The organism is Bartonella sp. AU15XJBT (assembly GCF_028618615.1).
Classification (GTDB): domain Bacteria; phylum Pseudomonadota; class Alphaproteobacteria; order Rhizobiales; family Rhizobiaceae; genus Bartonella.
On the sequence record NZ_JAQITG010000001.1, the window covers coordinates 1 to 16,020 of the forward strand.

At 37.0% G+C, this 16,020-nt stretch carries 5 protein-coding genes; 1 reads left to right on the forward strand and 4 read right to left on the reverse strand.

The window, feature by feature from the left end; translation table 11 throughout:
- From PVV57_RS00005 to PVV57_RS00015, 3 genes are all read right to left on the reverse strand, one after another.
- The coding region (locus tag PVV57_RS00005; RefSeq protein ID WP_273783190.1) for a hypothetical protein at positions 1-4,200 on the reverse strand (4,200 nt) is incomplete at its 3' end.
- A 1,225-nt stretch (positions 4,201-5,425) separates the two neighbouring features.
- A complete protein-coding gene (locus PVV57_RS00010; RefSeq protein WP_273783191.1) occupies positions 5,426-11,563 on the reverse strand; it encodes a Vomp family autotransporter in 6,138 nt (2,045 codons plus the stop codon).
- A 1,086-nt stretch (positions 11,564-12,649) separates the two neighbouring features.
- On the reverse strand, positions 12,650-13,168 hold the full coding sequence (locus PVV57_RS00015; RefSeq protein WP_273717533.1) for a helix-turn-helix domain-containing protein: 519 nt from the start codon (positions 13,166-13,168) through the stop codon (positions 12,650-12,652).
- A gap of 943 nt (positions 13,169-14,111) precedes the next feature.
- On the opposite strand from PVV57_RS00015, the gene PVV57_RS00020 reads away from it, so the two are divergent.
- Positions 14,112-14,381 (forward strand): hypothetical protein, encoded by a 270-nt coding sequence (locus tag PVV57_RS00020; protein ID WP_273717532.1) that lies wholly within the window; start codon positions 14,112-14,114, stop codon positions 14,379-14,381.
- Positions 14,382-14,698: 317 nt separating this feature from the next.
- On the opposite strand, the gene PVV57_RS00025 is transcribed toward PVV57_RS00020, so the two are convergent.
- Positions 14,699-15,910, reverse strand: coding sequence for an MFS transporter (locus PVV57_RS00025; protein ID WP_273717531.1), 1,212 nt, complete (start codon positions 15,908-15,910; stop codon positions 14,699-14,701).
- Between the last annotated feature and the right edge of the window lie 110 nt (positions 15,911-16,020).

The following is a 16,020-nucleotide window of genomic DNA, read 5'->3' on the forward strand; positions in this document are numbered from 1 at the left end:
AAGAAAAGTAATCTTGCTATTGGTTTTTCCTTCACCTGCACCATGTTGAGCGATAAATGCTCCTTTATCATTGTTCCACAATAAAGCATCACCTTTTGTTTCATTAATCTGGTTGGTGATATCATTGGTAATTTTATTCTGAATATTCTTGAAAGATGTGCCAACTCCAGCAAACGCTTCTGCTACACTCGGATAGCTTTGCTCCTCTTCTGTTCCATCTTCCTTAACTGTCTTAAGCGTAAAAGTAGGCTCTTTCCATTTGCCTTCCTCATCATAGCTCGCATTACCATCCAAATAGCTAACAAATTGCTTGTTCATCGAATAAAGCTGCGAACCATTAATTGCATCGGTAGAGTTTTCAGTTATATCACCATTGGTAAGAAAAGTAATCTTGCTATTGGTTTTTCCTTCACCTGCACCATGTTGAGCGATAAATGCTCCTTTATCATTGTTCCACAATAAAGCATCACCTTTTGTTTCATTAATCTGGTTGGTGATATCATTGGTAATTTTATTCTGAATATTCTTGAAAGATGTGCCAACTCCAGCAAACGCTTCTGCTACACTCGGATAGCTTTGCTCCTCTTCTGTTCCATCTTCCTTAACTGTCTTAAGCGTAAAGGTAGGCTCTTTCCATTTGCCTTCCTCATCATAGCTCGCATTACCATCCAAATAGCTAACAAATTGCTTGTTCATCGAATAAAGCTGCGAACCATTAATTGCATCGGTAGAGCTAACAGCAATATCTCCATCCTTAAGAGATTTAATTTTGCTGTTTCCTTTTGCATCTCCTTCTCCATGCTGCGCTACAAAGGCATCCTCATCCTTGCTCCAAGACAACGAATCCTGTGCAACGCCCTCTGAGACTTCTTTAATGCGAGCGTTCACATTCTTGATATTGTCATCAAGTCCTTTAAAGGCTGAACCAACATCGGTATGCGATTTATCTGTTACCTCACCGCCTTTATCAATATTCGATAAGTCATACTTGGGTCCTTTAAAGTTTTTGCCATCAAAGGATACATCATCACCTAAAATTTTTGACAAATCATCTGTAATCGTATGAAGCTGATCACCATTAATCGCATCGCTCGAAGCTGATGTTATAGAACCAGCGGCAAGCGATGTGATTTTGCTGGCTTTTCTGTCTTCACCTTCCCCATGCTGGGCAGCAAAGGATTGTGCTTTACTATCCCACAACAGAGCATCACCTTTAACTTCTTGTGTGATATTTGTGACTTTTTCATTAAAGTCTTTAACAATGTTCTGCACATTCTTATCAATTCCGTCAAAGGCTTCCGCTACATTATTGTAGCTCTTTTCTTCAACTTCATTATTCTCTAAATTGAAAATTTTGAGCTTGAAGGTTGGTTTGTTCAACACGCCATTCTCATACTTAGCATCACCCCCAAAATATTCGGCAACTTTATCGCCTAGAGAATAAAGCTGAGAACCTGTTATAGCTTCATGCGAATCTTTCTCTATCTTACCATCAGCGACATTGACAATCTTGCTCGCATCCTTCTCACCATGAGCAGCATTGTAGGCGCCACCATCACCTACACTATCATCCCAATTTAAACCATTTGAAGAGACGTCCTTTTCAAATTCCTTAATGCGAGCATTCACAGTCTTGATATTATCATCAAGTCCTTTAAAAGCAGAACCAACATCGGTATGAGATTTATCTGTTACTTCACCTTTTTCATCAATAGTCGATAATTTATACTGTAGTTCTTTAAAATTTTTGCCATCAAAAGATACTTCACCACCTAAAATTTGCACTAAATCCTCAGTGATTGTATGAATCTGACCACCATTAACAGCATCTGTCGAATTTGCGTTAAGATCTCCACCCGCAAGCCCTGTTATTTTTTTATTCCCAGCATCAATACCATTCGCTGCTATTTTGGGACCATTTTCAATGGTTAAGCCCGTTGTATCTAAAGTGATATCCTTTAATTTCACACTGTTTAATGTGACATCTTTTGCCAAATCAAATGTTATTTCTTTGCTTATACTGTCTTTTTTATCGCTACTTTTAATCTTTAAATTATCACTTCCAGAAGCCAAGTTTAACTTATCACCCGGCTGAAAACCTGACACAGCCTCATCATTAAGAGAAAGTGTCCACCCTTGTGCTACAAATTCTCTTAATTTTTTTAGCTGCGCAATGTTGACAGCATCAGTGTCTGCATAACCCGCTGCTACGCCTGTAAGCTGTCGCGTTATCTTATTTGGAGTATCACCAATACTAAAAGCACCTTGAGTGCTTTTCCATATCACATCATCACCTGTTGATTTGCTCCCTATGGAAGGATCATAGCCTACAATGGATGCTGAGTTACGAGAAGAAGATTTATAACCCACAGCAACACCACCATCAGTAAGTACTTGCACATTTGAACCTAATGCCATACTATTTTTAGCTGTTGCAGCTGAAAGTCCACCTAATGCAATACTATTTTCACCAGATGCATTTGAAAAACCGCCTAATGCAATATTATTTTCACCAGATGCACTTGAAAGCTTCCCTATAGCAATACTTCCTTGCCCACTTTCTTCCTCACTGGCAGCAATTTTAATACTTTCCGATTCAGCATTCCATTTAAAGACACTACCATCGGCAGCTTTTTTAATCTCATTGTGAAGGTTTACATAAGACTTACCCACCCCCTCAAAGGCTTTTGCTACATTCGAAAAACTTTCTTCTTCAACCTCATTCTTCTCAGGATTGAACGTTTTAATTGTGAACTTTGCATCATCCCATTGGCCACTTGTAAATTTAACACCACCACCTAAATATCCAGCTATATGGGTAGCTACAACACTCAACTGACTACCATTTACCGCGTCTTGTGAATCTGCACTAAGATCACCAGGTTCAATATCCGTTATCCTTCTATTTCCAGCATCAATGCCACCCGTTGTTATTTTGGGACCATCAGTAATTACTAAGCCCGTGGCATCGAAGGTATTTGTGCCTGCCTTTACGCTGTCCAGTGCAATGTCCTTCGCTAAATCAAATTGTACCTTGTTGTCTTTATCACCTTTGGTAATTTGGAAGTTCCTACTTCCAGCAGAAAAATCTACTTCATCGTCTATAAGAACGGTTTTGCCATTTTTACCGCCAACAGACAGTTTCCAGCCATTTTGTTTCACAAATGTTTTTAAATCTTTTAACTGCCCTACATTTACTGCATCAGTATCTTTGCTACCAGCTGCTACACCTATAATTTGTCGCGTTATGTTCTGACCAAAATCACCAACACTCACTGCACCTCTCGTACTTTTCCACTGAGGTGTAGCATTTGTTGCAACCTCACCCTTTAACGAAGGAGCATAACCAAAAATACCAGCAGTCCTTTTGGATACAGAGTTGTTTCCGATAGCAACACCACCCTCAACTATTACATTAGAATCGGAACCTAAAGCAATACTTCCAACTCCATTTGCTTCTGAATAGAAACCTATAGAAATAGCATTTTTAGAAAATGCATATGCACGGTGGCCAAGAGCAGTCGAACCATACTCCGTAGCCTTAGAAACAGCTCCTACGGCTATTGAATAATCACCCTTAGCAGTTGTATAATCGTTGTCTCGGTCCGAATTATATTCTCCACCTACTGCAACACTGCTTTGCCCCAAGGCATGAGCCATATGACCTACAGCAACGCTCCACTTTTTTTCTACTTTCGCGTTCTTACCTACCGCCACAGTATTATTGCCGATGTCAATTCCATCATCTCCTCTAGTCATTGGTGCATCAATTCTCGTCATCGGATTCATACTAAATGTCGTTGTAGCATTCTCCGATACAACAGAATTATAAGCACCCTCTAAAGAAGGTATAGAAAAAGAATTATCATCACTCTTACCAGACAGGGTTCTGGTTAAAAAATTTGCATAATCATTCAAAACATGAGCGTTTGGTGCCAACGTCGTATTCGATACTGTTATATAATTATCTTTTGATACATCAAGAGAATCATCATAAACAGAGATAACACTTTGGGAAGAAACCACAGAAACAGCCTTTATATCTGTAGATCCCCCTTCTCTTGGAGAGAGATTTTTTGAAAAAACTGGAAAAACGCTTGACAAAAGTGCAGCAATTGAAGTCACTGTCACAACTTTAATAAAAGGAAAACGAGAAAATTTTAATTCACTCCCCGCTAATTTAGTATATAATTTGTTCATAACAAATTCCCCAATGAAAAAATTTTAACGACAAACACAAAAAGACATATTTAAACGCTAGAATTTTATCTAGATTTAATTTTTTAACATCGAAATTTATGTGATGAAAAGATAGAAAAATTATGTATTTAAATGTTAGAGTGAATATACCCGCTTTTTGTGTTCTCTAAGAAAATAAGACCTATTTTTTTATATATTAGTTAATATTTGTTTAATTTTTAGGCTTTTTGGTTATTTTTTGCAAGAATAATATTATTTTTTTTGTTTTTCGTTTTTTCTTTTAATTTGAAATGAGCAAATCTAGAGTAATGAAGGGGAGTTTTTTCAAGTAAAATGAAGTCAATATGAGCGGGCGGGTGGTTTTTCTTGAAAAATTTTAAGGGGAGATGTTGTTACTCTTTCTTACACTGATGCTTTTCTTTTGAACTTTAAAAATTAGAGTACGTGTTGTCATTTTACAGTTTTCAATACCAAAAGCAAATACATGTTGGGGTACGCTGTATGCCGCTATTAAGTGCTGCTTAACTTTTTTGCTAAATAAAGCATTTATAATTTCATTCCTCTCCTTTAAGCGTGAAAGCGCTAAAAAGTGGTATTTCGTCATCAACACTATAATTTTTCATGCCTTCAGAATCTATAGACACCGTCAATTAAATATTGCTCAACTGTTATTGAATGTTGGCTTTTGCTTGTTTGCAGAGGGTAAAAGTATTTATGCTCTCTCCTTCTACAGTCATACCAAGACTTGTAAAACAATATTCGACAAAACTATAAGAACAGCTACATTTATGAAATAATACCGTATAAAAGGCAAACAATAACAAGAACGAAAGTTTAAATTATTGTTGGCTCATTTTGCATATCATTTTTATCACTGCTCTTAGTAAAACTAAAATATCTTTAAAGAACTATTTTTCCCATTAGAAAATTGGTAGTAAATTTACAGTTTTTTAGAGAGCAAAGGAGATCCCATTTTTCTACCTATAAAGTGCTGCAAAAACTTTTAGCTGTAAAATTTAAAAGTAGAAAATAATGAATGTGTAATTTATGGAAAAATTGCATTTTTTTAAAATTTACTCGCTTAAGTGAGAATATAAGTTTTTTCTGTTTTTTAAACATGTATTTATTAATTTATATATGCGCCTTTTTTAAAGATGTAAAAAACAATTCACCCCTGCCTCACGAGACAAGGGTAAAAAGAATTTTTTATGTGTTTTTTTGATTATTAGTTCAGGGTCATATTGAATCCCGCACCTACACCCCAATGTCCGCCAGAAGTCGTTGCGGATACATTAGACCGAAACTTTCCATTTTCTGAGGTATAACCAGCACCAAAGGCAAATGCAGATTGACTACGCCATAAACCAGTACCAAATCCAACGCTTAATTTTCCAGGGGTATCATTGTAGCGTAAATTAGACACTGCTAGACCAATAGCCGCTGCTTGTCTTGCCTCTTTTTTTACACTCTCAATGCTGTAGTTTAAAACGTCAAACTTCATATCGGTATACTGTTTAGACCGATCAACCGCATCGTCAATCGCATCAATCACAATATTATTAACCCGTTGATCCGTATAATGCTTGGATTCATCAAGAATAATCTTCATCTGTTCTTGAGTATAGTCATGGAGTTGACCACCATTTACAGCTTCTTTTGATCCTTTCTCAATTTTACCATCAGCGACATTATCAATCAGAACTGGTTCACTGGCATCACCCCCTGCTAATGTGATTTTGTTGGTTTTTTTACCGTTTTCATCTCTGTCATAGCGAACAGCATCCTCAGCAATATCGTTAACTTTATTATCAATATTATCAACTTTAGCATCAATATTGATAACTGTGTCACCAATATCAGCAATGGTATTGGAAATGTTATCGACTCTGTTGTTAAGATGCTTAACATCTTTTTCAACACCCGCTACACGTTCATTGGTTTCCCAAAGTTGTCCACCATTAACCGCGTCTTTTGAACCTTTTTCAATTTTGCCATCAGCTACATTGATAATTTTATTCGGCTTACCATCGCGACCAGCATCATAGGCTTTTTCTTTATCATTCCACTTTAAAGCATCTGAATCGACCTTGTTGATGACGTCATCAATACGGTTATTAATATTTGACATCCCATCATTAATATCACCAAAAGCATCAGCAACATTATGGTGCTCTGTCTCAACAGTCTTGCCGTCCTTATCGACTTTAGAAATCTTGAAAGTAGGATCTGTCCATTTGCCATTCTCATATTTAGCACCACCACCGAAATAATTCGCAAGCTGGTTACTCATGAAATAAAGCTGGTTACCCGTAATAGCATCCGTTGAACCATCCGCAATCTCACCATCCAAAAGATATTTCAATTTGCTGTTTGTCTTCTTGCCATCTTTTTCATGACGTGCAACGAATGCTTCTTCTTCATCATCCCAAAGTAAAGCATCTTTTGAGATACCTTCAATTTTCTGATTAAACTCATTGGATACATTCGTTAAACGCTTATTCACATCTTGAACATTATTATCAAGACCGTCTAAAGCTGAACCAACGTCATAAAAATTAGCCTTCCCTACCTTACCATCTACGATAGCAGATAAAGTATATTTCAGTCCTTTAAAGGCACCATCAACAAACTTTGCGCCACCACCAAAAAACTTGGCAACATCTTCTGATATTTTATTAATCTGGCTGCCATTAATTGCATCGTGGGAATCTTGGGAAATGCTACCATCTTTGACGTTATGAAGAGCAACTGGTCCGTTGTTTTTATCACCGCCCAAAGTTACGCTACCATAATTAACACTACCATCGTCATTCTTATCGTAAAGAACGGCAGCAGCAGTTACTGTCTCAATATCTTTCGTAATATCCTTTATGCTTTTATCAAGTTGGTCTTTGTTAACAGCCTCATCACCCTTCTCTGCTGCTTTAACACCAGAAATGGAACGTGCTACCTTACCATATCCTGCAATATTGATTTCAGTCCCAGCTGTATCCTTACCAATCGTGATAGGATCTGAAATTCCGTCTTGTTTAACAAGACTATTTTTTACCACATCGGAAATCTTATTATCAATATTTGTAATAGAAGTATTCACACCCGTAAATGCATCTGTAACATTATTATAGGGCTTACCCTGAATAAGGAAGGAAGGTTCGATACCGTTCAATACATCTGTACTGCCACCAAAATATTTTGATGTATTTTGAGCAACTTTTGATAAGTTATCAGTAACAGTTTTGACATTTTCATTCGTCTTAAAGAGCTGTGAACCATTTATGGCTTCCGTTGATGTTTGAGAGATCATTCCATCTTTTACACCCGAAAGAGTTCTTTCTTCGCCATCTTTATTGACAATACTGATTTCTGTCCCCCCTGTTTCTTTACCAACAGTGATAAGACCGTCTTCTCCCTCCTGCTTAACAAGGCTATTTTTTGTTATATCAGAGATTTGATTGTGAATATTCGTGAAAGTATTGTTCACACCTTCAAAAGCATCAGCAACATTATCATAAGGCTTTTTAGAAACAGTACCATTATCTTCAATGTGATAAACTTGGAAAGTAGGGGCATGCCATTCTCCATTTTTATCATAACCAGCGCCGCCACCAAAATAAGAAGCAACATCATTCATCGAATTGATCAAATTTTGATTGACATTCTTGATATTTGCATCAAGCCCTATCAAAGCATCACCAACATTATTATGTTCCTTTTGCTTGACTTTACCATCTACACCAACCTCCGATAAATTATATCTTGGTCCTATAAAGACTCCATCTTCGAACGATGTTTTACCACCAAAATAATCAGCAATGTCGCTACCCATATAATGAATTTGGGAACCATTGACTGCATCGGTTGAATCTTTAGTAATGTCGCCATCTAAAAGATAGGTAATCTTACTAACCGTTTTTTCGCCGTTTGGTCCATGAAGTGCAACAAATGCACCTTCCTCTTCACTCCACAATAAAGCATCTTGAGAGAACTTATCAAATTTATCATCAAATTTCTTGTCTACATATTGTATATGATTATTCACATTTTTGACATTTGCATCAAGTCCTGTCAAAGCATCACCAACATTGTCAAAAACTTTCTGCTCTACTTTACCATCTGCAGAAACTATCGATAAATTATATTGTGGACCTACAAAGGCACCATCTTCAAATGCTGCATTACCACCAAAGAATTTTGCAATATCTCCAGATATCTTATTAATCTGACTACCGTTTATGGCTTCTGTTGAACTGTTAGAAATTTCACCATCTTTGACACCTGCAATGGTTCGCTTTCCATCAGTCCCCGTGACATCAATTCTCGTACCACCTTTTTCAGTACCAATAGTGATAAGTTTTTTATCCTCATCCCATTTAACAAGACTATTTTCTACTATTTGATCTTTTATTTCGTTTAACTGTGAAACATTTACAGCGTCATTTGCATTAGTACCCTTTTGTACTCCTGTAATTTTTGTATTGGCAGCATAGATACCACCCTTAGTCATATTTGGACCGTCCTTGATCATGAAACCGGCATTACTCATGCTACTAAGCCCTGTTTCTACACGACCAACTTTAATATATTCACTTAAATCAAAGGATACTTGATTGTCTTCGTTTTTGACAATTTTTATATTTGTGTTCTCACTCTCATTATTATCATCATCCTTATGCTTAACTGCAATAAGATCTACTGTACTCCCAGCTGTAACATCTGTAGCATTGTTTCCATCAACAGAAAGCTTCCAGCCTTTTTCTGCAAGCTGTCTTACATCTTTCAGCTGCTTAAAATTCACTGCATCAGTATTATCTTCCCCATCTGCCACTTTCGTAATTTTCTTATTGCCAGCATCAATCCCATTTATCGTTATTTTTGGACCACCGTTAACAAACCCAAAGCCATTATTATCCATAATGCTGTTGCCTGTCGTGACACTCGTGAGCTTAAGAGTATCATTCAAAGAAAAAGTAACTTTATTGCTGTTGTCTTTTGCAATTTTGATATTTTTGCTTCCGTCCTCACTCTCCGCCGCAACAAGATCTACTGTACCCCCAGCTTTAACATCTGTAGCATTGTTACCATCAACAGAAAGCTTCCAGCCCGTTTCCACCCCTGCTGTAAAGTCTTTCAGCTGCTTAAAATTAACAGCATCAGTATCATCAGTACCAGCTTTCACTTTTGTAATTTTTTTATTGCCAGCATCAATACCTTTCATCGTTATTTTTGGACCACCGTCAACAAACCCAAAGCCATTATTATCCATAATGCTGTTGCCTGTCGTGACACTCGTGAGCTTAAGAGTATCATTCAAAGAAAAAATAACTTTATTGCTGTTGTCTTTTGCAATTTTGATATTTTTGCTTCCGTCCTCACTCTCCGCCGCAACAAGATCTACTGTACCCCCAGCTTTAACATCTGTAGCATTGTTCCCATCAACAGAAAGTTTCCAGCCTTTTTCTGCAATTTCTTTTACATCTAGCAACTGTGAAAAATTTACAGCATCATCTAGATCTTCCCCATCTGCTACTGCAGTAATTTTTTGATAGCCAGCGATAATACCACCAGAAGTTAGTCTTGGTTTATTGTCTCCAGCAAACCCAAAGCCATTTTCATTCATAATGGTTTCCCCCGCAACAACACTTTTTACTGTAATATTCTCGGCCAAATCAAATATTACATTGTGGTTATTATCTTTCGCAATGTTGATATTCTTTTTACCTTCTTGGCCAACTGCTGTAAAATTTACTAAACCGTTTGGACCAATAGCCGTAGCATTCCCTCCATTAACAGCAAGCTGCCAAGTTGTTTTCGTTGCTTCTTTTATCTCTTTCAGCTGTTTATAATTTACTGCTTCATGATCTTGAGTCGCATCTGCCACGTTTGTGATCTTTTTATTGCCAGCATCAATACCATCCACAGTCATACTTGGAGCATTCTCATCTGCAAACGTAAAACCATCAATAGTTACTCTTGGCCCATTATTAATAATAAAGCCATCATCACTCATCGTGCTTTGCCCTGTGGTGACGCTCGTTAACTTAAGATTATCATTCAAAGTAAATTGAACTTTATGCTTATTCTCTTTAGTTTCTCTTTCAATCGTTAAGTTGTCTTTTCCCTCTGGTTTTTTATTTTTCACTGAAAAATCTATTATGCTGCCTGGATTCACGTCTGTAGGATTTTTATCGTTAGCAGACAGCTTCCAAGCTCCTGATGCCACATCTCTCAAGGCTTTTAATTGCGCCACATTCACAGCATCAGTATCCTTAGTCCCTGCTGCAACATTTGTAATCTGTCGCGTTAATTGCTGCTCAGTATTACCAACACTAAAATCACCTCCAGTGCTTTTCCATGCAAGACTAGTCTTTTTTGTTGCAGCATTTGTTACAGGATCATAACCTGCAACCTTTGAGTCAATACGAGAGACAGATCCTCCCCCCACAGCAACACCATCTATAACACGCACTTGTGCGTTTATACCAATTGCAACTGAATGAGCCATCTCAGCATAAGTATGGGAACCTATGGCAATCGAATTTTTACCTTTCGCTATTACCTTTCTTTCCTGCCCGTTGTCTGCAGGCTCCCCACCACCTATTGCAATAGAACCAAGAGCTTGCGCTTCAGCCTTCGAACCTATAGCAACCGTGTAATCTTTCGTTGCTTTCGTTTTGAGCCCTAACGCAACACTATTGTAACCAGAAGCAGTCGCAAGCCCTCCAATAGCAACCGTAGACTCCCCTGACGCCTCTGATCCCACGCCCATGGCAACACTTGCTTTACCACTTGCAAGCGCAGAAACACCAAAAGCTTGCGCCCCTCCAGCCTTTGCTGTCGCGCCTGCACCAAATACCGTGGAATAATTTCCTGTTGCCGCAGAACCACAGCCCGTTGCAAAAGAATAAACACCATAAGCCTCAGGCATAGCATTTAGAAACCCTTTAGAGCCAGCTGGTCCCATATAAGTAGCATTGTTGGTCAGAAGCCCATCCCCCTGCCAAGTAACCTTGTTAGTAGTCACATCATAAGGGTTGCGTCCGTTACCCTCAGTGTAACCATTGATAAATCTGTTATATTGTTCCTCTGCGGTTATTTGTTTATTATCAGCAACTCCTTGTTGTTGCTTACCGCCACGACCAACAACGTTGTCTGCACCGCAGTAGTCATCATCACCAACTAAAACAACACTGCCATGACTACCATGTGCATATGAAACGCCGGTGCCACTTGTGCTCAAATTAGCACCTCCTGTTATCGCAAGATTGGCAGCAAAAACGGGAGAAACACTCGATAAGAGTGTGGCCATTGCCGCGCTGAGCGAGACAGCTTTAATTAAATTTGGTGTGGAATATTTTTTTTTCATAAGAATCTCCTCCAACAGAGTTCAACATCATCACAACGCGCAAAAACACTCATGGCAAAACCCTTGTTTGCGCACCTCAAAAAAACAATAAATCAATATAAAACTCCCCCTCTGACGCCGGTATTCCTTACGGCATCATCCTAAAATCTTTGCAATAACATCGAATCTAGAAAAGTCCCCAATCCTTTTAGCTAGAGGGATTCAAGCTAAAAAATAAATAAAAATACAAGACTTTGAAAATATACCGTAATCTCCATTAAAAAATACTGCGATTTATCTCTTAACAAAAACAGTTTCACTAAAAAGCAATTCTACTTTTCAAATAAAGCGCATCAGCAAAATGGCAAGAGTATAAAAAATAATTTTTTATCAATTTGTAAAAATACTTCTCAATAAAAGAGCTTTTCTTATAAGCACAAATTTATGATTTTTTTAACTTATCGCATAATGTAATAGATAATGACGAGCATCATAATCTCACTCTTTACTAGCGATCTTTGTTATGCTATAATCTACTTTAGTATGGGTGTACTTCTTTGGAAAACATATTTCATGTAATGAGGTGCGTTTTGTAAAAAGTTTCAACATGCTTAGTGTGTTGTCTTGATAAAAAACTAAAGCGGGCTATAAACAGTTCTTTATTCTTCTCTTATATGTCTGTTACCCTTTTATAGGAACCAAATATAGTTTCGGCACCATAATGGGATTAAAGCCACAGTGTCTTTTTTCTGTTATATAAATTTTTTTAAATATCACAAACCGAAAGGAAGATGTTTTATAAACTCTTTCTCTTCACGTAACCCACTGTATTTTCACTGTTGTCAGTATCTTTTCCTTCAACAAATACATATTTCAGGAATAGTGTTCGCTGCTTTTTGAAAAAAATTTATTTGTATCATCAACCGACATTCTTTTTATAAACAATTTTATCTGTATAATATTAATGTATTGATTTATAATTATAATTTATCGTTTTTCAGGTTGAATAAAAGACTCGAAGATCATGAGACCTTCCCATTTCAGACTTGTTCATACAGTAGAAAATCGAAAAAATTCCATTATTTAAAAGGGCTGTTCGTTCGTATCTTATGACGTTGCTTGATGCGCTTTCTCAATTTCGATTTTACGCTTTAAATGTAATTTTAAAAGTGGCATCGTGGCTTCGACTTCTTCCATATCATTGATGTCTTGAATAAACTCTTGCAATTTTCCATAAAGCTCTGCAGCTAATTCTGCAACATCTTCAGGAGGCAAATTTATTTTTGCATCATGATAAGTTATATAAGCCAAATGTCCAAGCTTTTTCATCAGCCCAGTAGGAATCGCTTGCGGTTTAAAACCAGCTGCTTTCGCTTTTGCCATATCTGAAAACATCTCACCATTGCCCGTTACAAGCCAATCTAATGAGACACCGCAAATTTCTTGATATTTGGAGAGCGCAGAGGCTGTAGGCTCACTTATACCAGTTTCATAAGTTCCTATAGAACCAGCAGTGATACCAAGATGTTCAGCAAACTGCTTACGCTCTGTAAAACCAAGAGCGCGACGCACTTCGCGAAAACGTTTTGCCAACTCAGTTTTAGGTTTTGCTTCCGGACGAGCCAAAAAAATCACTCCAAAATCAATATAATTGTTGACTAAGTAATTATATTAATTTATATCTATCATTACTGCTCCTTAAGAAGAGCAGTTACCACATACACAACCCCACAAAAATGGATGTTACAGCATCCCTCTAAGCAGGAGCGAAAATTATGACAATCCCACAAAAAAGGCAATCGCCATAGTATTTTACCAAGCCCCCTACCCTCATACAACCTAGACAAAACGCGTGGAATTTTACCAAATACTGCCCTCCAGTGTCAAAAACATTTGAATATCATCTTACAAAAAAATGATCCTTGCCATTGCCAATTGTATACCCATCGAGCAAAGTTCTATCAAAAAGCGCAATCATATGTTTCAAAGCAATAAAAGGCCAATCCGGTTCTCTTCATTGCGTGCTGCACAATGTACCACTGAAATCTTATTATAAAAATATGCAAATACACTTCCCATACCATAGTTTTTATAAGATAAAAGGTTTATCAATGTCTAAAAATCGATATAAAATAGGCAAAATAATTGCATTTCTACAAAAAATGAGATTATCACACATTCTTAAGAAGCTGAACATTTACAAACCATGCTTGCTTATTGTAGATATTAATTGCACTGATTTAGCTGTAATTGGCAATAGAGATTTCAAGGTGTTTGGTTTATCGTCAAGATACTCCTCTCCTCTATGCAAATTAAAAGCCTTTTGGCAATATATTTTAAATGCTATAAGTTCTAGAGCAAACACATTGCCATCCATATTTACAATTGGGCACTTCAAAGTCTTGGAGTGATAAAGTTTTTAATAGGCATTGATTTATAAAGCGCGTATTTTGCAAAAAATTGACAAAACCGTGAGGTTCGTATACATGGCAGTTCTGAGTGATGATAGTGGAGTGATACTTAAACAGACCAAAGCTGCACAAAAAACCGCAACGTGGAGGAATTCAGCATGACCTATTTATGCGATAAAGAATTATCCGATACACTGGTTGGTCTTTATGACGACTATCAACGTGGTTTCGACATTGGAGAAGAGCTTAAATTGTGTGTGGATTTAGCTTTATCTCTTGAATTAGAGCTTAGTATTCTCCGTTTAAGTGAAACAGATGCACTTTTAAAAAAAGAGATTGTACAAACCTTGCATCGTCGCAGAAATGCTCATTCAAATGAGGATGAAATTGATGCAATTTTTCGTATGGATTTTGAAAAACAAAAATAATGCAACACTCTCCCCATATGATGAGAGAGTACTTTACTTTCTGCTGTGTTTAAACCAAAAAAATTTTAAGAAACTTTAACGTGTTGCGTCTTTGCCTCCTTACAAAAGTCCAATGAATTAAAGAAACGCATTAATCCTCTTTGGTCATCATCAAAAAATAAAGAGTATTTTATAGCATAAATTAATTTATGCTTTCTTCATTAAAAGCACCAACACTTTCACATTTACTCACCACCCCTTTAAAAGCAAAATATGAAATATACGGCGTTATAAATGTTTATAAAATAGCGTATAGTTTTACTACACTTCAATGTAATTTATCGTTTTTCATGTTGATAAAACAGCACAATAAATATTCCAACAAGCGCAACAATGCTTTGAAGAAAATATATCGATTGAGGTGATATGCTACTGCTATCGCTTGCCATAATGAGATAGACTCCGAGGATAAAGCATCCAGACAGACCATTAAAACTTGCCTGCAATCTTCCTTGATATTCCGGATCGCAAGAGAGTTGCGATAAAGAAATCGAAAGAGCCCAACTTGAAAGCCCAAATCCAATCATGAAATAAACAGGAAAAACAACAAGCGTGTGTGCATTGACAGATAGAATGGCAAGACCGATAGCCATAACAGCTAATAAAAGTGCTAATGTTTTCCTTATAGATAAAACTTTACAAAAAAATGGAGAAAGAAGCGCACCAGTAAATACGCCCATGGAATAAAGCGCCTCAAATATTGCAAAAGTCCTGCTATCTGCGTTTAAAACCTCTTGTGTATAAGGCACCAGAATAACAGGAATAGTCATCAAAAGCGTCATAATAATCATCTGGCTTATATAAGGCATAAAAAGAACCGAATTCTGCTTAAAATAATGAAGGGACGCTCTATAATTTTCCCACCAGTTTTGCTGATTTTGATTTTTAGATCTTTGGTTTTCAGGTACTTTCATTGCAAAATTAAACAAACCAGCAATAATAAAAAATATGCCGCCTATCAGAAGTGTTCCTTTTGTTCCTGCACAGGCGAGTATAAATCCACTAAACCCCATACCTATGATAGTGCCAAGTTCATAAACCATATCGATGGTTGCATTTGCATTGATGAGCTGTTTTTTAGGAACAATACTTTGGATCAAAGGGACAGCTGATGGCATATAAAGAGAAATAAAAATACCCAATAGAGCAGATAAGATCATTAAATCAATTTCCATGCCAAAATACCCAAGCATTACCCAACCCACAATCACCAAACCTCTGACAAGATTTGAAGTGATAATCTGCATTTTACGATTGTATTTATCCGCCAATACACCCAAAAAAGGTGCAAAAAGAATGCTAGGCGCCCAAAGAAAAAGCATCATCAACGCTACACCACGGATCGAACTTGTCTGATTGTAAGCAAGCCATGACAATGCAATGTAATTTAATCCGTTTCCAAACGTAGCAAACAAACCACTCAGGGTAAAGTAGAGAAAAGCTCTGTTCTCGAATAGAGCAGCACGTTCTTTCAAATTTGCAACGAACATAAATCATTCCCTCATACATACATCATTCAGTATGCCACATAATCACATTTAAAAATATATATTGAGTTCTTATTTTAGTTCATTAAATTTAAAGGAATGAAATTCCTCGT